A 20,692-nucleotide genomic window follows, 5' to 3' on the forward strand; every position below is an offset into this window, starting at 1 on the left:
CCTCGGCATGGAGGCGTAAGTCATTTGTCGATAAATTTTACACACCGGTAAGTGGTAATCAATTAACTTATTGAAAACAAACAAAGTTTCCTTTTTAGATCTGTCGGTCCAATTAACACGCGGACTATCCCTTATATGACCAGGTTTGGCTCCCTGATAAAAAGGTGAATGGAAACAGCGTGGTCATGGGATTGGCACGAACATTGCGTGTTTATGAGCCAGAATTAACAAAATCATGCTCAAAGCATGAACTTTAATATGGGGACGGCGTAATGCGTATACTCTCGGTGGTTTTTTCAGCGATTCTCGGCGGAATCGCGATGATGTCGACTTCGGTCAGTGCGATGCCCATGCCGGCGACGCCGATGATTGGTTGCGATACGGCGACAGACTTGGCGTGTCGAGTCTTTGCGGGGCAAAATCTGACAGGCCCATCAGGTCCAGTCACGGTTCCGAACAACGGGAATGATAAGGAAAACGTCGTTGAAGCTGCGCTCTTCGACGTTTTTGGATCTTTCATCGACGTCATGGAAGCGGCCAAAAGCGACGACAATCCCTCTCGAGGCCTCAGCATCACCGGCGCTGGCTCGTCATCCGGGACCTGGACTTACACTGGCGTCGAGGAACTCTATCTACTTACGGTCAAGGCCTCGAACGATTTCTCTATCTACAATATCGAGGGCCTGACAACCGGCCCCTGGACCACGGAGGGCCTGGTCAACGGTGGCGGCAACACTCCGAACATTTCTCATGTGACGGTCTGGAAGCTGGTAGGCGGTACGACCACTCAAATTCCCGAGCCCGGTACGCTTGCACTTCTATTGCTCGGTCTGGCAGGCTTGACGATTGCAGCGCAGCGCCAAAAAGCCACCGCAACTCAACGGTGAGCTGGGCTGATTGGCGCTCCGGCGCCGGCAGCTAGGTGTAACTATTGATCGGCGTTCATCTTCTCTAAGATGTCTCGTGGAGGCTCGTTTTCGAGGTATCCCTTGGCGCGCTGCGTGGTGCGCCTCAGACACTTCTATTTTGCGCTGTCTATCGTTAAGACTGAACTCAATACAATACAGGAAGAGAACAGTTGTCTCGTTTTTACAGCTAGAGCGTGTTCGTTTTCGACTGAATTTATCAAGAATGAACACGCTCTAGCTATATGATCGAGAGAATGATTCGCGAATTCAACTGTATCGGAAAACGATCTGACTCCCGGGCGGCCATAGCTGTTGAACCTCATCCGAGCTCAGTTCGCTTTTCCCAGCGAGAGTTTCGTCTTTCTCTGTGGCTGGCCTGACGCTTGCCCTTACCCATGTGACTCCTCCACACATCACCAGCGTCAATATAAGATGGAGCGTTAACCAATACTGTTCTTGGAAAAGTTGTTTTCTTATTTATTTCAACAATAATTTACGAATAAAAAAATTACGATTAGAATTAAATAAATGGTATTTTAGGAATAGAAAACGTTTGCTTAATTTTTCTCTGTCATAATTGTGACCTGAAAGAAAAGTTTTTTTCTTTTATGGGGTTGCCAGGTTGTGGGAGAAAAACATGTTCGGCGTTAAATATACTTTGAGTGGTTTCAGGAATTCTATTCTTGCCGGAGTGATTGTATTCGCCGGCCTGTCGGCATTCTTTTTCTCGATGCCTGAATCTTCAACTGCAAAGTCGCCTGAATATTGGTCGGTGTTGTTCGTGGAAGGCAAGACTCAGTGGCGCCCTGCGCAGGGTGGTGCCGATTGGGAGACGCTCTACAAGAATCAGAAACTTCCCGCGAAAATCGAAATTCGGACCTTTGCGACGGCTCACGCGGTGGTCGTACACGGCTTCGACAAGATTGAGCTGGGACCCGAGTCGGTCGTCAACATTTCCCCCGAAAACGACGCTGATGCAACAACCGTGGTCAGTCAGGCCGAAGGCAAGGTGGGCTATTCGGTTCAAAAGCGCAAATCCGGCACCTTTTCAGTCAAGACGCCTTATCTTGTTGCCGTCGTTAAAGGCACCGGGTTTAGCGTCGACGTTGACGAACAGTCAGCGGAGGTGAGTGTCGATCACGGCAATGTCTCTGTTACCGACTCGCGCGATGGCAGCACGGCAGACGTGACGGCAGGAATGTCGGCAAGTGCAGCCGCCAGCGAAGCGGGTGTGTCGTCCAGTTCATCAAGCAGTTCCAGCTCGTCAAGCAGCTCAAGTTCATCAAGCAGCTCAAGTTCATCAAGCTCCAGCAACAGCAACGGCGTATCGAACTCCAGTGCCAACAGCAACGGTGCCGCTGCAAGCGGTAATTCTAACGCCGGAGCGGGAAACAACAATGCCGGCGGCAATGGTAACGGCAACGGCGGCGGAAATGGTGGCGGCAGCGACAACGGTGGTGGTAACGGCGGCGGCAATGGCGGCGGCAGCGATAACGGCGGCGGTAGCGACAACGGCGGTGGTAACGGCGGCGGCAATGGCGGTGGCAGCGACAATGGCGGCGGCAGCGACAACGGTGGTGGCAGTGACAACGGCGGCGGCAACGGTGGCGGTAATGGTGGCGGTAATGGCGGCGGCAACGGCGGTGGTAACGGCGGCGGCAACGCTGGTGGTAATGGCAACGGCAACGGCGGCGGCAATGGCGGCGGCAATGGCGGCGGCAATGGCGGCGGCGGTGGCGGCGGTAACGGTGGCAGAGCCTAGTTTGCTGGACGTTGTTGGCGCCTGATGTTTTCGAGGCTCGCCAGTAGCCTTGCCGCTGCTTTAATCACAATTCTTGTATTTGTCACAGGGGCGCTCGAATTCGTCGAGCGGCCCCTGATGGAGCAGCGCTTTAAACTCAGTCAGCGCGACGCGGATAGCGGCTTCGTTATTGTCGAAATAGATCCAAAAAGTTTACGCCAGATCGGTACCTGGCCCTGGAAGCGATCGCTTCACGCTTTGCTGATCGATCGTCTGACGGCAGCGGACGCAGGTACAATCGTTTTTGATGTCGATTTCAGCCTTGCCAGCAGCGAGGCCGAAGACGCGGCTTTGGAAAATGCCCTTGCCCGGCGCAGCGGACGAACTGTGCTGGCTGCCTTCCGCCAATGGAGCGAGTCGGAAGGCGTGTTCGTCGATGTCGGGCCCTTGCCGCGGTTTGCCCAGCACAGTGAGATTGCGGCGGCAAACGTCTTCCCGGAAAACGATGGGCTCATCTGGCGATTACCGGCCGCGCAGGCCTGGAATGGGTCAGTCATTCCTTCAATTCCAAGCAGTGTTGCGCGGCTGCCTCAGACTGCGGTGGATACAGGCGATCCGGTAGGAAACCTGTGGATCGACTACGGCATCCGACCGGGTTCGATCCAGCGATATTCTTTTTCCGACGTTGCAGGTGGCGTGGTGGATCCGGCTTTGTTGACTGGGAAAACCATTCTTGTCGGCGCGACGGCGGTTGAACTCGGCGACAATGTCGCGACGCCGCTTCACAGATCTCTGCCGGGTGTCTTTGTGCAGATGCTTGCAGCGCAGTCCTTAATTCAAGGGCGGGCACTGCAACCGGTGCCCATCTTCCTGACGATTGTTCTGTTGCTGGGCATGACGACCGGCGTTGCCTTCCTGACTTGGCGGTTGCGGCCTGACAAAGCGTTTGCTGCGAACATGGCGTTGGATGTTGTTGCGTTCGTGACTGCGCTTGTCATTCAGTCCCAACTGGGATTGCTGCTTCCCGTCGCGCCACTGATCGTAGGGGCGTTCTTGACCGGCACCTTCATTGTCTTGATCCGGTTCAGGGAACTCGGGCTCAAGGTCGTTGCAGAGCGCCTGGCGCGACTGCGGTCCCAGGCCATGATGGCCAACGTGGCCGAAAATGCTTTTGATGCGTTGATTACGATCGACAAAAATTGCGAAATCAGCAGTATCAACAACGCCGCGGTTCGGATCTTCCGGGTTTCACGGGCAAAATCCTCGGGCCTGAAGATGGACGCGTTCTATATACCTTCGAAACTAACCGGCTGTGCCGACTTCGAACAGGTATTGGAGCAGGCCGCTCTATCAGGTTATCCGATGCATATTCTCTGCAGGCGGACGACCGGCCGGGCGTTCCATGCGGATATGGCGGTGACCCGATTGGAGGAGGAGCACGGCGGTGGCCTGATCCTTCTGATGCGGGACATCGACCGGCGCGTGAAGGCTGAGAAGCGTGCGCGGCGACGGGAGCGGGAGTTGAAGGCGGCCAAGCAAAAGGCCGAACTGGCAAACCGGGCCAAGACTGAATTCCTCGCTAACATGAGCCACGAACTCAAGACCCCGTTGAACGCAGTGATGGGGTTCGCGGAGGTCATGCAGAACGAGCTCTTTGGGCCGCTGGGGTCGCCCAACTACGTGGAATACAGCAAGGATATTTATGACGGCGGCGCGCGATTGCTGGCCACAGTGACCGACGTACTGGATTTTGCACGCATCGAAGACGGAAAGCTGGAGCTGCGTGAAGAAGAAATCGATCTTGGCGACCTCATGGCGCGCCTGGGATCTCTGTCGCGTGAACGCGCAGAGGAGGCCGGGCTTTCTCTGACGATCGAACCTCCCGAAGAAAATATTTTCTTCGTCGCTGACGAACGATTGATGAAGCAGGCGCTGGGCTCGATCTTATCGAACGCAATCAAGTTCAACAAAGAAGAAGGGCAGGTTACGCTGTCGCTCTCTGTCGGTGATAACGGTGATGCTCTTTTGTCCGTGTCGGACAGTGGCATAGGTATTCCGGCCGAGCAGATCGAGACCTGTCTCAAGGCTTTCGGGCAGGCAGACAGCAGCCTGCAGCGGACCTATGAGGGGTCGGGACTCGGGCTGACATTGGCCAAGGCCTATGTCGAAGGCCACGGGGGTGCCCTGTCTATCGAGTCGGCCCTTGACGAAGGAACCACTGTGACGATTAGCCTTCCTGCGGAACGTCGATACCTGCCGAAGCTGTCCAAGACCGCATAACTTTGCTGTCTCTCTCATCGCGTTAGTGCCTGAAATGGAATGAGCATCTCGCGAAACCTGTAAGATATCGCTTAAAATGACTGCGGCCCCGAGTCGCCATACGCACTGGCGTCCTCAGGGTCCCCGCTTCCTGATTGTAATAGGCGTAACGGCATGCAGAACATCGGCTTCGACGATATCGATCACAGATTGAGCTGGACGGAAATTGCCGACGCTCTGGAGGCGGGGCACCGATTTCAGAAGGCGCAGGTCGGGGACCTATTACTCAGAGATCAAGATCGCGCTCTGCTTAATCGTGGCGCCTGGATCAAGGGATTGGGACTGGCGCTCAAGTCCATGACGGTCTTTCCGGACAACAACGCGCGTACACCGCCCTTGCCCTCGATCCATGGTGCCATGCTGCTGTTCGACGGAGAAACCGGACAGGTTAAGGCGGTGTTGGACGGGGTACTGGTGACCAAGTGGAAGACGGCCGGCGACTCCGTTCTCGGTGCGCGTTTTCTGGCACGGACGGATTCCCGGCGTTTGCTGGTCGTGGGCGCCGGTACGGTCGCACGGACGCTGTTCGCCGCCTATCGCGAAGTCTTTCCCGCCTTGAATTCCTTTGCCATCTGGAATCGCAATGTGATGAAGGCTGAGGACCTTGCGCGTGATCTGGCCGCTCAGGATTTCAATGTCGAGGTGATGCCGGATCTTGCCGAAGCCGTGGCATCTGCCGATATCGTTTCCTCGGCGACCATGACCACGTCACCCATTCTTAAGGGGGAGTGGGTCCAGCCGGGCACCCACGTGGATCTGATCGGCGCCTACCGTCCCGACATGCGCGAGGCGGATGACGCACTGATGCGAAAGGCCGAGGTTTTCGTCGATTCCCGCGACACGACTTTTGAAGACATCGGTGAACTTGCTATCCCCCTCGCATCCGGCGTCATTAAGGAAGAGGACGTCAGAGGCGATCTTTACGATCTCTGCAATGGCGGTGCGGGGCGGAGCGGCTCAGATGCCGTGACGCTCTTCAAGAATGGTGGCGGCGCGCATCTGGATCTGATGACGGGATCGGTGATCTACGAGAAGTTCAACGAATCCCAGTAGACCGACCCGTGGCTGCAGATCACGCTCGACAGCGAGCCTCGCCGCGCAAGAAAACTCAGCTTTCTGGACCGGGTCATGAGGTTAGGGTTGATCCGCAAGGCAACAGATCGTGCATGACGCGCCCGTTCAACCCGGCTCTAGTCCGGAGCCTGACCGCTTACTATTGGCTCGGTGAAAAACGACCGCAGTCTAGTGCGGCGAGACCTAGTGCGGCGAGACCTAGCGCGTTGGGACCGGTACGTCGCCTGAGTAGTCGTAGAAACCGCGACCGGCTTTCTGTCCGACCCAGCCGGCTTCGACGTACTTCACCAACAGCGGGCAAGGACGGTACTTGGTGTCGGCCAAGCCCTCGTAAAGGACCGACATGATCGCCAGGCAGGTGTCCAGGCCAATAAAGTCGGCCAGTTCCAGCGGCCCCATCGGATGGTTGGCGCCAAGACGCATGGCGGTATCGATGGCATCGACCGAACCGACGCCCTCATAAAGAGTGTAAACCGCCTCGTTGATCATCGGCATCAGGACGCGGTTAACGATGAAGGCCGGGAAATCCTCAGCCGACGCGGTCGTCTTGCCCAGCGCCTGGGTGAGGGTCCGGATCGTCGAGAAGGTGGATTCTTCGGTGGCGATTCCGCGGATCAGTTCGACCAGTTGCATGACCGGCACCGGGTTCATGAAGTGCATGCCCATGAACTGTGCCGGGCGGTCGGTGACTGAGGCCAGACGCGTGATCGAGATGGAAGAGGTGTTGGAGCAGAGGATCGCTTCCGGCTTTAAGACCGGACAGAGCTCTTTGAAGATCTCCCGCTTGAGCTCCTCGTTCTCTGTCGCCGCTTCGATCACCACATCGCAATCGGCGAAGATACTGTAGTCGGTGGCGGTTTCGATCTTGGCGAGAGCAGCCTCGACCTCTTCCGGTTTCGTACGGCCTTTAGCGACCTGGCGCCGCATGTGGTGTTCGATCGTCTCGACGGCTCCGGCCAGCTTTTCGTCGCTGATATCCGTCAATTTGACGCCATAACCCGCCAGGGAAAAGACTTGGGCGATACCTGCGCCCATCTGGCCAGCGCCAAGGACGCCGATGGACTTAATGCCCTGAATGTCTACTTCTGCCATGAGTGGGTCCGGTCTTTTGTTCCGTTGCTACTGTCGCGTTCGATGTTTTTGCCGCGCTGTCAGCCTTGGTTCGAAAATCTCGGCTGACAGCGCAACTGTAGTCCGGCGGCGTTAACCGTCAAGGGCTGCTTCAAGTTCCGGCACCGCCTGAAACAGGTCGGCAACCAGGCCGTAATCGGCAACCTGGAAGATTGGTGCCTCTTCGTCCTTGTTGATGGCCACGATGACCTTGGAGTCCTTCATGCCCGCCAGATGCTGGATCGCACCGGAGATGCCGATCGCCAGATAAAGATCGGGCGCAACCACCTTGCCGGTCTGGCCGACCTGGTAATCGTTGGGGACGAAGCCGGCATCGACCGCCGCGCGCGAAGCGCCGATCGCGGCGCCCAGCTTGTCAGCGACCTTCTCCAACATGGCGAAGTTGTCGCCGCTCTGCATACCGCGCCCGCCCGAGATCACAATCCCGGCCGTGGTCAGTTCCGGACGTTCCGACTTGGTCAGTTCCTGCCCGATAAAGCGTGACAGACCGGTATCGCCGGTCGCGTCGACGGTTTCGACTGCAGCGGAACCGCCTTCCGCTGCTGCGGCATCGAATGCCGTACCGCGAACGGTGATCAGCTTGACCGAATCCGTGGAGCGCACGGTCGCCATGGCGTTACCCGCGTAAATCGGGCGCACGAAGGTGTCGGCTGACTCGACGGCGGAAATGTCGGAGATCTGCTGCACGTCCAGCAGGGCTGCCGCCCGCGGCAGGACGTTCTTGCCGAAGGTCGTGGCTGCTGCGAGGACGTGACTGTAATCTGCGGCCAGCTTGACAATCAAAGGCGCCACGTTCTCTGCGAGACCGTGTGCGTACTCGGCGCCCTCGGCATGAAGCACCTTGGCGACACCGGCAACCTGAGCGGCTTCGCTGGCAACAGCGCCGGCGTTTTCACCGGCGACCAGCAGGTGGATTTCGCCGCCGGCATGCCCGGCAAGTTCGACAGCCGCCGTCACGGCGTTCAGGACGGCCGGCTTCAGAGCTGCGTTTTCGTGCTCTGCAATAACCAGAATGCTCATCAGATTACCTTCGCTTCGTTCTTTAGTTTGTCCACCAGCTCCGCGACGCTCGCAACCTTCACGCCGGCTTTGCGTGCAGGCGGTTCGCAGACCTTGACCGTCTCGACCCGCGGGGTCACGTCGACACCCAGATCTTCCGGAGTCAGGGACTCAAGCGGCTTTTTCTTGGCCTTCATGATGTTCGGCAGCGAAGCATAGCGCGGCTCGTTCAGGCGAAGATCGACGCTGACAACGGCCGGCATGTTGAGGTTGATGTTTTCAAGGCCGCCGTCGACTTCACGTGTGACGTTCAGCTTGTCACCGTCGATCGCGACCTTCGAAGCGAAGGTGGCTTGGGACCAGCCCAGCAGCGCGGAAATCATCTGTGCCGTCTGATTGTTATCGCCATCGATCGCCTGCTTGCCGAGCAGAAGCAGCCCCGGCTCTTCCTTGTCGGCAACCGCTTTCAGCAGCTTGGCAACCGCCAGCGGCTCGAGCGGAACGTCGGTCTGGATCAGAATGGCCCGGTCGGCACCCATGGCCAGTCCGGTTCGCAGGGTCTCCTGCGACTGTGCGATGCCGGCAGAGACGACGATGACTTCGGATGCGGTTCCGGCCTCTTTCAGGCGAACCGCTTCCTCGACCGCAATCTCACAAAATGGATTCATCGCCATTTTGACGTTTGTCAGTTCGACACCGCTCTCATCCGCTTTGACGCGGACCTTAACGTTCGCGTCGATAACGCGTTTAATCGGAACAAGAACCTTCATTGAACACTCGCGGTCGTATGTTGTTGATCCAGTACCGGGGCTTTCACGTCAAATGCCGTGTCATCCCACAAGGCTGCCGGCCTTTATATTTCCGGCTTCCCGGCTTTTTGTGCGGCTGCACATTAAGTGTCCCCTTCATGGCTGTCAACGACCTGAAAACATCAGTTCTGACCTAGTGTTTCCGCGGGTTCACGAAGGCTCTCTGCAGTGCAAATTTTGCCGGATTTGCGACCCTTTGTTATCGATTCGCGCCCGGGACCCAGAGAATATCTTTGGCACCGTCGTCGTTGACATGGCGGCAGAGCACAAAAAGCAGGTCCGACAGGCGGTTGATGTAGCGAATCGCCTCAGGGTTGATGCTGTCGTTTTCCGCGAGCGCGGTGATTTCGCGTTCGGCCCTGCGCGACACGGTGCGGGCCAGATGCAGGTGTGCTGCGGCAGGTGAGCCGCCGGGCAGAATAAACGACTTCAGCGGCGCCAGGTTAGCGTTGATCCGGTCGATCTCCTGTTCCAGGCGTTCGACCTGCTCTGCCGTAATGCGCAGTGGCGGATATTCGGGGTTTTCGACCTCCGGTGTCGCCAGATCCGCCCCCAGATCGAAAAGATCGTTCTGAACCCGTGACAGTATCTGATCGACATCGCCATCGCTATGCAGGCGGACCAGGCCGACCGTGGCGTTGGTCTCATCCACGGTGCCGTAGGCGGCCACGCGCGGGTCGTGCTTATGAACCCGGGATCCACTGCTGAGAGAGGTTTTCCCTTTATCACCGCCCTTGGTGTAGATGCGTGTCAGTTGAACCACCGAAGACTCCTCCTGCCGCCGATTTCCTTATCGACTAGGTTTTTGTCGGTTGTGCGATGTTAGCCTCGGGTAACGTAAAGCCCCACCGCGAGGATAATGAGCGCGACACCCTGCAGAATGACCCGCCACCGCATGAACTTGTTGGCGTTTTTCTTGTTGTAGTCGCCGCCCCGCGCCATGGAGTAGAGACCGCCGCCCAGGGCACCGAGAACCGCAAGCAGTGCCAGCACCATCAAAATGTTGAAGAGAGTCGTCATGGACAAGATATATCCCGCGCCGTCTGTCCCGGCCAGTCTGTCCTGACAAGATCTCCCGCGACAAAGTTGCTCAGTTAGTCTGTATCGTTATTAGGGGCCGCTATCCTCTAATTTCGGCCGGCCAGAAGGCCGCGTGCGATCACCTGTGCCTGAATTTCCGCCGCACCTTCGAAGATGTTGAGGATCCGCGCGTCGCAGAGCACGCGGCTGATCTTGTACTCTTCGGCGTAGCCGTTGCCGCCATGGATTTGTAGTGCGTTGTCCGCATTCGACCAGGCCACCCGTGCTGCCAGCAGTTTCGCCATCCCGGCCTCGATGTCGCAGCGCCGGTCAGAATCCTTTTCCCGCGCCGAGGCATAGGTCAACTGCCGGGCGATCATTGTTTCGACCGTCATCCAGGCCAGCTTGCCGGAGACACGCGGGAAGCCATAGATCGCTTTTCCGAACTGGACCCTGTCCTTTGCGTAAGTCATGCCCAGTTCCAACGCGCACTGTGCGACACCGACGGCCCGCGCCGCAGTCTGGATACGGGCGGATTCGAAGGTTGCCATCAGCTGTTTGAAACCTTCGCCCTCGTCGCCGCCAAGCAGGTTCTCCGCCTTGACTTCGAAATCGTCGAAGCCGAGCTCGTATTCCTTCATGCCCCGGTAACCCAAGACCTTGATCTCGCCGCCGGTCATGCCGGGGGCCGGGAAGGGATCGGCCTCGTCACCGCGTGGTTTCTCGGCAATGAACATGGAGAGGCCCTTGTAACCGGCCTCTTCCGGATTGGTCCGCGCGAGCAGGGTCATGATGTCGCTGCGTGCGGCATGGGTGATCCAGGTCTTGTTTCCCTTGATGCGATAGATCTCGCCGTCACGCACGGCCCGGGTCCGCAGGGATCCCAGATCGGAGCCCGTATTAGGCTCGGTAAAGACGGCCGTGGGCAGAATCTCGCCTGAGGCGATCGCGGGGAGCCACTTCGTTTTCTGTTCTTCCGTGCCGCCAAGGCGGATCAGCTCGGCGGCAATTTCCGAACGCGTGCCGAGAGAGCCGAGGCCGATATAGCCGCGCGACAGCTCTTCGGTGACAACGCACATTGAAAGTTTACCAAGACCCAGTCCGCCGAACTCCTCGGGCACGGTCAGGCCGAAAACACCAAGCTCCGCGAGTTGGTTGACCACTGACAGCGGGATCAGCTCATCCTTCAAATGCCACTCGTGCGCGGCATCCATGTGATCGTCGGCGAACTTATGAAACTGGTCGCGGATCATATCCAGGGTTTCGTCGTCGAGCGCAGGATTGCCGAGATCGCCATTCGCACTGCCTTCGCTCATCAATTCGGCAAGCTGCTGCCGGACAGCGGAAGTATTGCCACCCGAAATGAGCTTCCGTACGCTCGCATTGTCGAAGGTTTCTTCCGCCTGGGGCGGGAGGCCTAAGTCGGCTAAGCGCAGAATCTCCACCTGGCTCAGGGCGATTCCACCACGTATCTGGCTGAGGTACTCGCCGAATGCGGCCTGTAGCATCAGCTTTTCAAGATCGCGCAAGGTGCCGGCGTTCTCGAGCCGCTGGGCCCAGCTCAGCATTTCGCGTAGAGCGGCGGTGTAGGTGCAAAGCCAGGCAAATCCGTGAACCGCAAACTGCTCGCGCTCCAGCAAGGCCGGATCCGGTTTTCCGTTGCCGCCCATAACCAGGGTGGATACGGAGGCACGCGCCTGATCCCGAAGGGTTTCGGCAGATGTCAGTGCATCGCTGCAGAGCGCTATGAGGTCCGGAAGAAAAACGCTGTCCGTCGTGGTCCAATCCTTGGCGGCCGTCTGGGGCATGAAACTTGTCCTTCTTCTGATCTCATCAGATCACAGGCTGTCCAGCGACCGTGGTGCCGTGATCATCTGATGCACCGACGATCATTCAACCAGTGCGATGCATTCGATTTCTATTTGCGCGCCAAGGGCCAGCCCTTGAACTTCCATCCCTGAGCGAGCCGGCAGGTGGTTCGGAAAGTAACGCCGGTAGATTGCGCTGAAGCTCCGAAAATCCTTAATGTCGGCGAAGTATACGGTGCATTTGATGACCCGCTCGAGAGAGCTGCCCGCGATCTCCAGCGACTCGCGCATATAGTCCATCGCTTGCGTCGCTTCCGCTTCGAACCCGCCATCGACCAGCCGCATTTCGCCTGGCCGATGGCCGATCTGGCCGGAAACGTAAACCGTATCCTTGACCCGCACCGCCGACGCGAAGGGAACTTCCTCCGGCAACGATGCGAGTCTGAAGGTTTCGATCTTAGTCTTCGACGGCATCTTCCAGGGTCCGTGCGCCCGGGCGTTTGGCCTGAACCAGAACCGCCATGTTGCCGGGCTTGTGCTGGTTATTCATCATCTTGGTGTGCGCCCGCGGAATGTCGTGCCAGGAAAAGACCTCCGACATGCAGGGGTCAATCCGCCGTTCGATCATCAGCTTGTTCGACTGGGAGGACTGCTTCAAATTGGCGAAGTGGCTGCCTTGAATACGCTTCTGGCGCATCCAGACGAAGCGGGCGTCAAAGGTGATGTTGTAGCCCGTGGTACCAGCACAGAACACCACCATGCCGCCGCGTTTGACCACGAAACAGCTGACCGGGAAGGTCTGCTCGCCGGGGTGCTCGAACACGAAATCGACGTCGTTACCCTTGCCGGTGATTTCCCAGATCGCCTTACCGAACTTGCGGCATTCCTTCATATAGGCGCTGTAGGCGGCCTGATCGCCGACTTCCGGCAGCCGGCCCCAGCAATCGAAGTCCTTCCGGTTGATCACGCCGCGCGCGCCGAGTGAAAGCACGAAATCGCGTTTGCTCTCGTCGGAAATCACGCCGATGGCGTTGGCACCGGCCGCTGCGATCAACTGGATTGCCATGGAGCCGAGGCCGCCGGAGGCGCCCCAGACCAGAACATTGTGGCCGGGCCGCAGGATATGCGGGCGGTGGCCGAAGAGCATGCGGTAGGCAGTGGCCAGCGTCAGCACGTAGCAGCCGCTTTCTTCCCAGGTCAGATGCTTGGGACGGGCCATAACCTGCTGTGACTGAACCGCACAGAACTGTGCGAAGGAGCCATCCGGGGTCTCATAACCCCAGATCCGCTGGGAAGTTGAAAACATCGGGTCGCCGCCGTTGCACTCCTCGTCGTCGCCGTCGTCCTGATTGCAATGCACCACGACTTCGTCGCCGACTTTCCAGCGTGTCACCTTGGAACCGACGGCCCAAACGATGCCGGACGCGTCGGACCCGGCGATATGATAGTCGGCTTTGTGGACGTCGAAGACCGAGACCGGAATGCCGAGGCCCGCCCAAACGCCGTTGTAGTTCACGCCGGCGGCCATCACCATGATCAAGACTTCATGGCTGTCGAGCTCGGGGACGTCAACGGCCTCGACCTGCATGGCTTGTTCCGGCTTGCCTTGGCGTTCGCGCCGGATCGTCCAGGCGTACATCTGTTTCGGCACATGACCGAGCGGGGGGATTTCGCCGATCTCGTAGAGATCTTTCTTCTCTTGTCCGTGCCCGGGCTTAACTTGCATCACTTCAGCGCTGTCGGTCATGACCTCTCTCCCAAGTGGTCCGGATCCTCCGCGTCCATCCTTTGCGGGTTCATCGGGTTCAACTCTGGCCACAGTCATCGAAGGGATCCTTCGATCGTTTTGCCGAGCGAACTCTACCGCTCTGTCGTTTGGACCGGGTTAATCCGGTATCGCGTTATCTACCTCGTCGTTTCCGATCACCGTGAATTCTGAAAATCAGAAACCCCGCGGTTTCGGCATTCACCTTAATCTACCCTTGGTTTCCCGTTGCTTTGGCCCTGTTATAGTAGAGTCAAAGTTGGAGTTGCCTTGGTCTTCTATTGCGGCGGCGCAGAAAGAGTAGGCTGTATCTTGCCACAAAATCTCTTCACCGGCCACCGGATTGCCTTGACATTTATCGCCAGTTTGGATCTTTTGCAATGCACAAAATATTTTAATTTTGCGATTTATCGATGATTAATGAAATTTTCTGTCGTTAACTATGTAAAAATAGAATGATGATGATGCGGTTGGAGTAGAAAGCATGAGTGAGAAACGACCAGATCACATGCAGGAAGCAGATGCAGCAAAGACCCCGCCTGCCTCTCCGTCCGAAATACCTGCCCAAGGCCAGCGCGATCGGCCGTGGCTGTTCCGGACCTATGCCGGGCACTCCACGGCAGCCGCTTCGAACGCGCTGTACCGGAAGAATCTTGCGCGCGGACAGACCGGTCTCTCGATCGCCTTCGATCTGCCGACGCAAACCGGGTACGACTCGGATCATGAACTGGCCCGTGGCGAAGTCGGCAAGGTTGGTGTCCCGGTCTCGCATCTGGGGGACATGCAGACCCTGTTCGCGGAGATTCCGCTGGACCGCATGAACACCTCTATGACCATCAATGCGACGGCGCCCTGGCTGCTGGCGCTCTATACGGCTTGTGCCGAAACCCAGGGTGTGGCCCGGGCCGATCTGTCAGGCACCACGCAGAACGATCTGATCAAGGAATATCTTTCCCGCGGGACCTATATCTTTCCACCCAAGCCCTCCATGAAGCTGATCACCGACGTGATCGCCTACACCTACCGGGAATCGCCGCGCTGGAATCCGATGAACGTCTGCTCTTATCACCTTCAGGAAGCCGGTGCGACACCGGTTCAGGAACTGGCTTTCGCCCTGGCCACCGCGATCGCGGTACTGGATGAGGTAAAGGCTTCCGGTCAGGTACCATCGGAGGACTTTGCAAAGGTCGTTGGCCGGATCAGCTTTTTCGTCAATGCCGGCGTTCGTTTTGTCACCGAACTCTGCAAAATGCGCGCGTTTACACGCCTCTGGGACGAGATTTGCCGGACGCGCTATGGCGTTGAGGAAGAAAAATACCGGCGTTTCCGGTACGGCGTGCAGGTTAATTCCCTGGGCCTGACCGAGCAGCAGCCGGAAAACAACGTCTATCGCATTCTGATCGAAATGCTTGCTGTGGTGCTTTCTAAAGACGCCCGCGCCCGGGCAGTGCAGCTTCCTGCCTGGAACGAAGCGCTTGGTTTGCCGCGGCCGTGGGATCAGCAGTGGTCGCTTCGTTTACAGCAGATCGTCGCTTTCGAGACCGACCTGCTGGAGTATGACGACCTCTTTAACGGATCGACCGTGGTTGAGGCGAAGGTTGAGGCATTGATGGCGGAGGCTCGCGAGGAGCTTGAGCGCATCGAAGAGTTGGGGGGTGCCGTTGCGGCAGTGGACAGCTCCTACATGAAGGAGCGCCTGGTCGAAAGTGCCACGGCCCGTTTCAACGCAATCGAAAGCGGGGAACAGGCCGTCATTGGTGTCAATCGCTACACGGAATCCGAACCTTCGCCCCTGACCGAGGGCGGCGACGGCGGTTATATGGTCAGCGACAGTGATGCCGAAGCGGGGCAGATTGCCCGTCTTCAGGAATGGCGCACGGCCCGCGACGCTTCGGCGGTGGAGCACAGCCTTGCTGCCCTGAAACAGGCTGCAGGCGCGGAGGGCAACGTCATGGAGCCCTCCATTGCCTGTGCCCATGCCGGCGTCACCACCGGTGAATGGGCGGCGGCGCTGCGCGAGGTTTACGGGGAATACCGCGCGCCCACGGGTGTCGGCCGGGCCGTGGCGGTCCAGGGGGGCGACAGTCTGGAGTCTCTGCGTAGCCGTGTGGCCGGCCTGTCCGAACGTCTTGGCCGACGTATCAAGATGCTTGTCGGTAAGCCTGGCCTCGACGGGCACTCCAACGGGGCGGAGCAAATCGCTGTCCGCGCTAGGGATGCCGGTTTTGAGGTGGTCTATGAGGGGATCAGACTGACGCCAGCCCAGATCGTGAACGCGGCGCTGGAGGAAGGCGTCCACGTTGTCGGCCTTTCAATCCTGTCCGGTTCGCATGTCCCGCTGGTGAGTGACGTTATGAAGGGCATGACCGCCTCCGGCTTGATCGACGTGCCGGTCGTGGCAGGAGGAATTATTCCGCCGGAAGACGAGGCGACTTTGAAAGCGGCAGGGGTTGCGGCTGTCTATACGCCGAAGGATTTTGATCTGACAGCTATCCTCTCGGACATCCTGGACATTGTTGAGCGCACGACACAGGAAGCGGCGTAATCGGATCAGTACCAGGCCCGAGCCTGTTTGTATCGGAGGCTCCGGATCGGTCACATTTGTTTGAGCAGATATGATTTCGCCAAGAACGAGAAGGCGATGTATTGGTTAAACGCAAACCGCCGTTCATCGTGTTTCGAGGAGTGTTTTGCCATGATGGTCCGTCTTGTCGCCCTTGCAGCTCTAGTCTTCGCCGCGGCACTGCCGCAGCTTTCGACGCCTGCCGCTGCGAAGGATCCTGTCTATACCACCACCTTCAGCTCGCTCGCCGTTAGCGGTTACGATCCCGTGGCCTATTTCAATGAGGGAAAGCCTGTCGAGGGCAGTTCGGATCACGAGTTCGAGTGGAACGGGGTGACCTGGCGCTTTGCCAGTTCAGCGAACCAGGAGATCTTCATGCAAGACCCTGAAGCCTTCGCGCCGCAGTACGGCGGTTATTGTGCCTGGGCGGTCTCTCAGGGGTATACGGCTTCAACCGATCCAACCGCCTGGCGGATCGTCGACGGCAAACTGTATCTAAACTACAGCCACAGCGTTCAACGCCGGTGGGAGACCGATGTTGCCGGTAATATCGTCAAGGGCGATAGCAACTGGCCGAAGGTGCTGGACTAGGGGCGATCCTTGTTAGGGGGGATCCCACAGGTCGATTTGTCGTCCTGAAGACTCTACTCGAACTGTAAGTCCCGCCTGGTTCGCAAGCGAGGGCGCTGGAGCGCCTGGTCTCATGGTTTGGGCGCGCGGCACTTGCGCAGGCCGATGGAGCCCTGTGACATTAAAATGACATTCTGGAAACGATGCGGCGACTTCACGCGCGATTGTTTCTCTGGGTGGAAAGTGTTTTTCCGGCCTGAATGGGTCGAATTGCCGTTCTATCGGCTTCTGAAAGTTCTCGCCGGATCGAATCTACCCGCGGCGCCCTCTCAAAAGAGCATGCGCCGTAAGGTGCCATGCTTGTCGATGAGCTGATGCTTGATCGCGGCGCCGGCATGAACGGCGACCACCGCCACAAGTCCGTAGGCGATGTAGTAGTGGACGGCGATGGCGAGATCTCTGGAAGATTCCGACTTCGGTAGAATGGCAGGAATTTCGAAGAGATCGAAGAAGGTAAATCCGCTTTCGGAGGATGTCGATATCACATAGCCCGACAGCGGAATGACGAACATCGCGGCCAGCAGGAGAATGTGCGCGACTCGCGCACCCAGTTTTTCCCAGGGCTTCAGTTCATTTTGAAGACCCGGTGAAGGGGAGAGTATTTTCCAAACGACGAAGACAGTTGCCATGAGCAGCACGACAATGCCGATCGCCCGGTGCAGTTCGAGACCGCGGTGATACCAGGTGTCGTAGTAGCTGAGACCCACCATCCACCAGCCCAGGCCGATCAAGCCGATAATACAACAGGCTATGAGCCAGTGAAGCAGTTTGCTCACCAGCCCATAGCCATTGGCTGTATTGCTCAGCATTTGGGAAATAAGCCCTTTTACTGGCGGATTGCCTCAATTAGCAGATCGAGTTCGACCTCCTCGGCAGCCGGACCGAGGTTGTAACCCATTTCGAAATCCTTGCGTACGAGCGTGTAGCTACCCGAGAAACCGGCGCGATAACCGCCCCAGGGGTCGTCGCCTTCACCGATCTTCTGGATCTCGAAGGAGATCGACTTGGTGACGCCGTGCAGGGTGAGATCGCCCGTGAGAGTGCCGCCGTTTGCGTCGCCGTCATAGCCCGTGCTGGCAAAGGTCGCCGTCGGATATTTTTCCACGTCAAAGAAGTCGGCACTGCGCAGGTGCTTGTCGCGTTCGGCGTGATTGGTGTCGATGCTGGCGGTGTCGATGGTCAGGTTGATCTTCTGACTGGAGGGTCCGGCGGCAGGGTCGTAGGTCATCGTCCCTTCAATAGTATTGAAGCGGCCGGGCAGCCAGCTGTAACCAAGATGCTTGGTCTTGAACTCGATGAACGAGTGTGAGGGATCGACCTTAAATTCTGCAGCATTCGCGGATACAGCAGCAGTCGTTAAAAAAGTGGCGGCAAGCGCAATCCCTGTAAGGGTTTTGAGCGGCTGATATTTCATCGCAGCTTCCTTTGAGTTGGTCTAAAAACACAATGTGAACAGTGCCTAAGATCGAAATACGGGCAAGTAACAGCTCTGTGAACAAACACCCGTTTGGGGTCAATTCCTTCTGTTTTCGAAATATGGTCCCTGACTGCCGATTTACACGACTTGACCCCCTGGTCAGCCTGCGGCTAGTGTTAGAAGTTATGACAACACAGTACCTCAGTGGTTTCGCAATTCGAATTAGCGACCCGGCGCCAAGTGGGCGACCGGGACCTTTCGATTTTTGCGACACAACCGTTTTTGAGGATGACTGTGATGTCTGCACAGCCTTTATTTTCCGCACCTGACAGTTTTGCCGTTCCAGCCGGAAGTGCCAATCTGGCCACCGGTAAAGCCGTCCATTGTTTTTCCATCCATGCCGTTGCCGAACCTGGTGTCATGCCCCGGGTGTTGGAACTCTTTGCCAAACGTAATCTGGTGCCCAACCGTTGGCACAGCGACGTGACCGGACCCGCCAACCGTGACCTCTCGATCGATCTTCAGGTAGGGGGACTCGATAGTAAGACGGCCGACTATGTTGCCCGCTGCCTGCGGCAGGTTTACGGCGTCGAGACCGTTCTGACATCGGAGAAGCGGGCCTTTGCGGCAGAGTAATCACCGTCAGAGTGAACAGGGTCCGGGAACCGCATGCGTGACCGGATCGTTTGAAAGGATAACGACGCGTGAGCTTGCTTGACCGGATCAGAGCCTGCCATCGCTGGAATCCCTCTGACTATCGCCCGTTTGTCATTGAAGGCACGTCCTTCGGCTATATCACCGGCGGTCTCGCGGCGCGGCTTGCGGACTTTCCCGGCATCTTCGACGTCGGTGCCGCACAGGTAAGTCTTTCGTCCCGCCTGGATGGGTTCGACAGCCGCAGCGAAGCGGTCGGAGAGGCCGTGCTGCGTTTGGTCGAGAGCGGTGATCTGCCCGAGTGGCGCGGCGAGAACTATCCCTTGCTGCGGCGCTGGGGCGACACACCTGTCATGACCATCGATAGATGCGCGGCGGCCCCCTTTGGCATTCGCAGCTTTGGTGTTCACGTCAATGGTGTCACGCAGCGTGACGGGCAGCCTTTCATGTGGATTGGCCTTCGAGCCATGAATAAACCCTCGGCGCCGGGCAAACTCGATCATATCGTGGCCGGCGGGCAGCCTCATGGCCTGACCATCAGGGAGAATCTGATCAAGGAATGCGCCGAGGAGGCCGATATTCCACGGCTTCTCGCCGAGCAGGCCAAGCCTGCCGGACTGGTCTCCTATCTTTGCGAATGGACCGACGGGCTGCGCGACGACGTGGCGTTCTGCTACGATCTCGATCTGCCGGCTGACTTTGTTCCGCGTAATACGGACGGTGAAGTCGACGATTTCTATCTCTGGCCGTTGGACCAGGTGATCGAGCGTATTCGCGAGACCGAGGACTTCAAGTTCAACGTCAATCTGGTGATCATAGACTTCCTGCTGAGGCATGGTTATCTCGGCCCGGATGATCCGGACTACATGCACATTGTCGAAGGCTTGCGCAGAGGTGGCGTGGGCTGATAGCGGTCAGATGCTGGAGTGCGGCCGTTCTTGATCATGTTCATGAAAAAACGGCCAAGTTCTAACAGCCGGCCATTCTCCGCAATTCTTCAGGGCTTTTTCCGTCCGTTCGCAGCTGCCGCAGTGAAAGCGCCGCGTGCCGTTTGGCGAGTCGGCGTCCGCTATCGTCCTCAAGAAGGGCGTGATGATGCCACTGCGGCACCGGCAGTTCGAGCAACGCCTGCAACAATCGATGGACATGGGTGGCGGCAAAGAGGTCTTCACCGCGGGTCACGAGCGTAATTTGTTGAAAGGCGTCGTCCAGTGTTACGGCCAAATGATAGCTGGTGGCGATGTCCTTTCGCGCCAGTACCACATCGCCAAAGATCTCGGGCTGCGCGACAATCTCTCCTTTACCCTGATCGAACCATTTCAGTGGCCCCGCGATTGCCATCGCGCGTCCAACGTCGAGACGGAGCGCATGGGGAACGCCCCTGGCGCGGCGCGCTTCTCGTTCGTTATCTGACAGTCCGCGGCATAAACCCGGATAAAGCGGTCCGTCGGGACCGTGGGGTGCGGCGGCAGATTCGGCGATCTCTGCCTTAATGTCAGCCCGCGTGCAAAAGCAGGGGTAGAGGACGTTCAGGTCGGTGAGGCGCTCGAGAGCTTGCGCGTAGTCTCTGTTTCGCGACGACTGATACAAGGGGGCGCCGTCCCATGTGAGGCCGAGCCATTCCAGGTCTTCGATCATGTCTTGCGCAAACTTTGGGCGACAGCGGGTCGTGTCGATATCCTCGATACGAAGCAGAAATGCTCCGCCCTGTTGCCGCGCGGCTCGTTCCGAGAACAATGCTGAAAAGGCATGGCCGAGATGCAGATGTCCGCTCGGCGAGGGGGCAAAGCGGGTGGTGACGGGAGCTGCCGACATTGCTGGCTGTTTCGGGACCTGGTTTCAAGAGTTGGCGGA

Annotated in this window: 19 protein-coding genes; 8 read left to right on the forward strand and 11 right to left on the reverse strand. The window is 57.9% G+C overall.

Features of this window, described 5'->3' with window-relative positions:
- Positions 1–272 precede the first annotated feature (272 nt).
- The 4 genes from QMZ18_RS16625 (at position 273) to QMZ18_RS16640 (ending at position 6,021) form a co-directional block, all read left to right on the forward strand.
- Positions 273–887 carry a PEP-CTERM sorting domain-containing protein gene (locus QMZ18_RS16625; RefSeq protein WP_282607448.1) on the forward strand — a complete coding sequence of 205 codons (615 nt, stop codon included), beginning with the start codon at positions 273–275 and terminating at the stop codon, positions 885–887.
- A gap of 658 nt (positions 888–1,545) precedes the next feature.
- Positions 1,546–2,670, forward strand: a complete 1,125-nt coding sequence (locus QMZ18_RS16630) for a FecR family protein (protein ID WP_282607449.1) — start codon at positions 1,546–1,548, stop codon at positions 2,668–2,670.
- A gap of 24 nt (positions 2,671–2,694) precedes the next feature.
- On the forward strand, positions 2,695–4,929 hold the full coding sequence (locus tag QMZ18_RS16635; RefSeq protein WP_282607450.1) for a CHASE2 domain-containing protein: 2,235 nt from the start codon (positions 2,695–2,697) through the stop codon (positions 4,927–4,929).
- A 153-nt stretch (positions 4,930–5,082) separates the two neighbouring features.
- Entirely contained in the window at positions 5,083–6,021 is a 939-nt protein-coding gene (locus QMZ18_RS16640; protein ID WP_282607451.1) for an ornithine cyclodeaminase family protein, read from the forward strand.
- Between the two features lie 219 nt (positions 6,022–6,240).
- Here the strand turns inward: QMZ18_RS16640 and QMZ18_RS16645 are convergent, their stop codons facing one another.
- From QMZ18_RS16645 to ccrA, 8 genes are all read right to left on the reverse strand, one after another.
- Entirely contained in the window at positions 6,241–7,119 is an 879-nt protein-coding gene (locus QMZ18_RS16645; protein ID WP_322097235.1) for a 3-hydroxybutyryl-CoA dehydrogenase, read from the reverse strand.
- 126 nt (positions 7,120–7,245) lie between these two features.
- Positions 7,246–8,193, reverse strand: a complete 948-nt coding sequence (locus QMZ18_RS16650; protein ID WP_282607453.1) for an electron transfer flavoprotein subunit alpha/FixB family protein — start codon at positions 8,191–8,193, stop codon at positions 7,246–7,248.
- Positions 8,193–8,942, reverse strand: a complete 750-nt coding sequence (locus QMZ18_RS16655) for an electron transfer flavoprotein subunit beta/FixA family protein (protein ID WP_282607454.1) — start codon at positions 8,940–8,942, stop codon at positions 8,193–8,195. Before QMZ18_RS16655 ends, QMZ18_RS16650 begins: the two co-directional genes overlap by 1 nt.
- 238 nt (positions 8,943–9,180) lie before the next feature.
- Complete coding sequence (locus QMZ18_RS16660) at positions 9,181–9,744, reverse strand: cob(I)yrinic acid a,c-diamide adenosyltransferase (protein ID WP_282607455.1); 564 nt, start codon at positions 9,742–9,744, stop codon at positions 9,181–9,183.
- Positions 9,745–9,803: 59 nt separating this feature from the next.
- Positions 9,804–10,001, reverse strand: coding sequence for a twin transmembrane helix small protein (locus QMZ18_RS16665; protein WP_282607456.1), 198 nt, complete (start codon positions 9,999–10,001; stop codon positions 9,804–9,806).
- 107 nt (positions 10,002–10,108) lie between these two features.
- Entirely contained in the window at positions 10,109–11,809 is a 1,701-nt protein-coding gene (locus QMZ18_RS16670; RefSeq protein ID WP_282607457.1) for an acyl-CoA dehydrogenase family protein, read from the reverse strand.
- Between the two features lie 81 nt (positions 11,810–11,890).
- Positions 11,891–12,283 carry a RidA family protein gene (locus QMZ18_RS16675; RefSeq protein WP_282607458.1) on the reverse strand — a complete coding sequence of 131 codons (393 nt, stop codon included), beginning with the start codon at positions 12,281–12,283 and terminating at the stop codon, positions 11,891–11,893.
- Positions 12,267–13,556 carry a crotonyl-CoA carboxylase/reductase gene (gene ccrA, locus QMZ18_RS16680; protein ID WP_282607459.1) on the reverse strand — a complete coding sequence of 430 codons (1,290 nt, stop codon included), beginning with the start codon at positions 13,554–13,556 and terminating at the stop codon, positions 12,267–12,269. Before ccrA ends, QMZ18_RS16675 begins: the two co-directional genes overlap by 17 nt.
- A gap of 526 nt (positions 13,557–14,082) precedes the next feature.
- Between ccrA and QMZ18_RS16685 the strand changes: the two genes are divergently transcribed.
- Together QMZ18_RS16685 and QMZ18_RS16690 are read left to right on the forward strand one after the other, a co-directional pair.
- Entirely contained in the window at positions 14,083–16,119 is a 2,037-nt protein-coding gene (locus QMZ18_RS16685) for a protein meaA (protein ID WP_322097236.1), read from the forward strand.
- A 150-nt stretch (positions 16,120–16,269) separates the two neighbouring features.
- Complete coding sequence (locus tag QMZ18_RS16690; protein WP_282607461.1) at positions 16,270–16,728, forward strand: YHS domain-containing (seleno)protein; 459 nt, start codon at positions 16,270–16,272, stop codon at positions 16,726–16,728.
- A 308-nt stretch (positions 16,729–17,036) separates the two neighbouring features.
- Here QMZ18_RS16690 and QMZ18_RS16695 read toward each other — a convergent pair whose 3' ends face one another.
- Together QMZ18_RS16695 and QMZ18_RS16700 are read right to left on the reverse strand one after the other, a co-directional pair.
- A complete protein-coding gene (locus QMZ18_RS16695; protein WP_282607462.1) occupies positions 17,037–17,576 on the reverse strand; it encodes a cytochrome b in 540 nt (179 codons plus the stop codon).
- Between the two features lie 17 nt (positions 17,577–17,593).
- Positions 17,594–18,181 (reverse strand): YceI family protein, encoded by a 588-nt coding sequence (locus QMZ18_RS16700; RefSeq protein WP_282607463.1) that lies wholly within the window; start codon positions 18,179–18,181, stop codon positions 17,594–17,596.
- A gap of 300 nt (positions 18,182–18,481) precedes the next feature.
- Between QMZ18_RS16700 and QMZ18_RS16705 the strand changes: the two genes are divergently transcribed.
- Positions 18,482–18,820, forward strand: a complete 339-nt coding sequence (locus QMZ18_RS16705; RefSeq protein ID WP_282607464.1) for a hypothetical protein — start codon at positions 18,482–18,484, stop codon at positions 18,818–18,820.
- A gap of 68 nt (positions 18,821–18,888) precedes the next feature.
- Positions 18,889–19,746 carry a DUF4743 domain-containing protein gene (locus QMZ18_RS16710; RefSeq protein WP_282607465.1) on the forward strand — a complete coding sequence of 286 codons (858 nt, stop codon included), beginning with the start codon at positions 18,889–18,891 and terminating at the stop codon, positions 19,744–19,746.
- Positions 19,747–19,807: 61 nt separating this feature from the next.
- Here QMZ18_RS16710 and gluQRS read toward each other — a convergent pair whose 3' ends face one another.
- Positions 19,808–20,653, reverse strand: a complete 846-nt coding sequence (gene gluQRS / locus QMZ18_RS16715) for a tRNA glutamyl-Q(34) synthetase GluQRS (RefSeq protein ID WP_282607466.1) — start codon at positions 20,651–20,653, stop codon at positions 19,808–19,810.
- Positions 20,654–20,692 lie beyond the last annotated feature (39 nt).

Source organism: Pelagibius sp. Alg239-R121, from assembly GCF_947331435.1.
In the GTDB taxonomy this organism is placed as follows: domain Bacteria; phylum Pseudomonadota; class Alphaproteobacteria; order Kiloniellales; family Kiloniellaceae; genus Denitrobaculum.

What these genes read in the sequence shown, in the direction of transcription:
- gluQRS (WP_282607466.1), bottom strand. Translation starts at nt 20,653, where the DNA reads ATGTCGGCAGCTCCCGTCACCACCCGCTTTGCCCCCTCGCCGAGCGGA.
- QMZ18_RS16675 (WP_282607458.1), bottom strand. Translation starts at nt 12,283, where the DNA reads ATGCCGTCGAAGACTAAGATCGAAACCTTCAGACTCGCATCGTTGCCG.
- QMZ18_RS16625 (WP_282607448.1), top strand. Translation starts at nt 273, where the DNA reads ATGCGTATACTCTCGGTGGTTTTTTCAGCGATTCTCGGCGGAATCGCG.
- QMZ18_RS16690 (WP_282607461.1), top strand. Translation starts at nt 16,270, where the DNA reads ATGATGGTCCGTCTTGTCGCCCTTGCAGCTCTAGTCTTCGCCGCGGCA.
- QMZ18_RS16655 (WP_282607454.1), bottom strand. Translation starts at nt 8,942, where the DNA reads ATGAAGGTTCTTGTTCCGATTAAACGCGTTATCGACGCGAACGTTAAG.
- ccrA (WP_282607459.1), bottom strand. Translation starts at nt 13,556, where the DNA reads ATGACCGACAGCGCTGAAGTGATGCAAGTTAAGCCCGGGCACGGACAA.
- QMZ18_RS16665 (WP_282607456.1), bottom strand. Translation starts at nt 10,001, where the DNA reads ATGACGACTCTCTTCAACATTTTGATGGTGCTGGCACTGCTTGCGGTT.
- QMZ18_RS16650 (WP_282607453.1), bottom strand. Translation starts at nt 8,193, where the DNA reads ATGAGCATTCTGGTTATTGCAGAGCACGAAAACGCAGCTCTGAAGCCG.
- QMZ18_RS16695 (WP_282607462.1), bottom strand. Translation starts at nt 17,576, where the DNA reads ATGCTGAGCAATACAGCCAATGGCTATGGGCTGGTGAGCAAACTGCTT.
- QMZ18_RS16705 (WP_282607464.1), top strand. Translation starts at nt 18,482, where the DNA reads ATGTCTGCACAGCCTTTATTTTCCGCACCTGACAGTTTTGCCGTTCCA.
- QMZ18_RS16630 (WP_282607449.1), top strand. Translation starts at nt 1,546, where the DNA reads ATGTTCGGCGTTAAATATACTTTGAGTGGTTTCAGGAATTCTATTCTT.
- QMZ18_RS16640 (WP_282607451.1), top strand. Translation starts at nt 5,083, where the DNA reads ATGCAGAACATCGGCTTCGACGATATCGATCACAGATTGAGCTGGACG.
- QMZ18_RS16685 (WP_322097236.1), top strand. Translation starts at nt 14,083, where the DNA reads ATGCAGGAAGCAGATGCAGCAAAGACCCCGCCTGCCTCTCCGTCCGAA.
- QMZ18_RS16700 (WP_282607463.1), bottom strand. Translation starts at nt 18,181, where the DNA reads ATGAAATATCAGCCGCTCAAAACCCTTACAGGGATTGCGCTTGCCGCC.
- QMZ18_RS16635 (WP_282607450.1), top strand. Translation starts at nt 2,695, where the DNA reads ATGTTTTCGAGGCTCGCCAGTAGCCTTGCCGCTGCTTTAATCACAATT.
- QMZ18_RS16670 (WP_282607457.1), bottom strand. Translation starts at nt 11,809, where the DNA reads ATGCCCCAGACGGCCGCCAAGGATTGGACCACGACGGACAGCGTTTTT.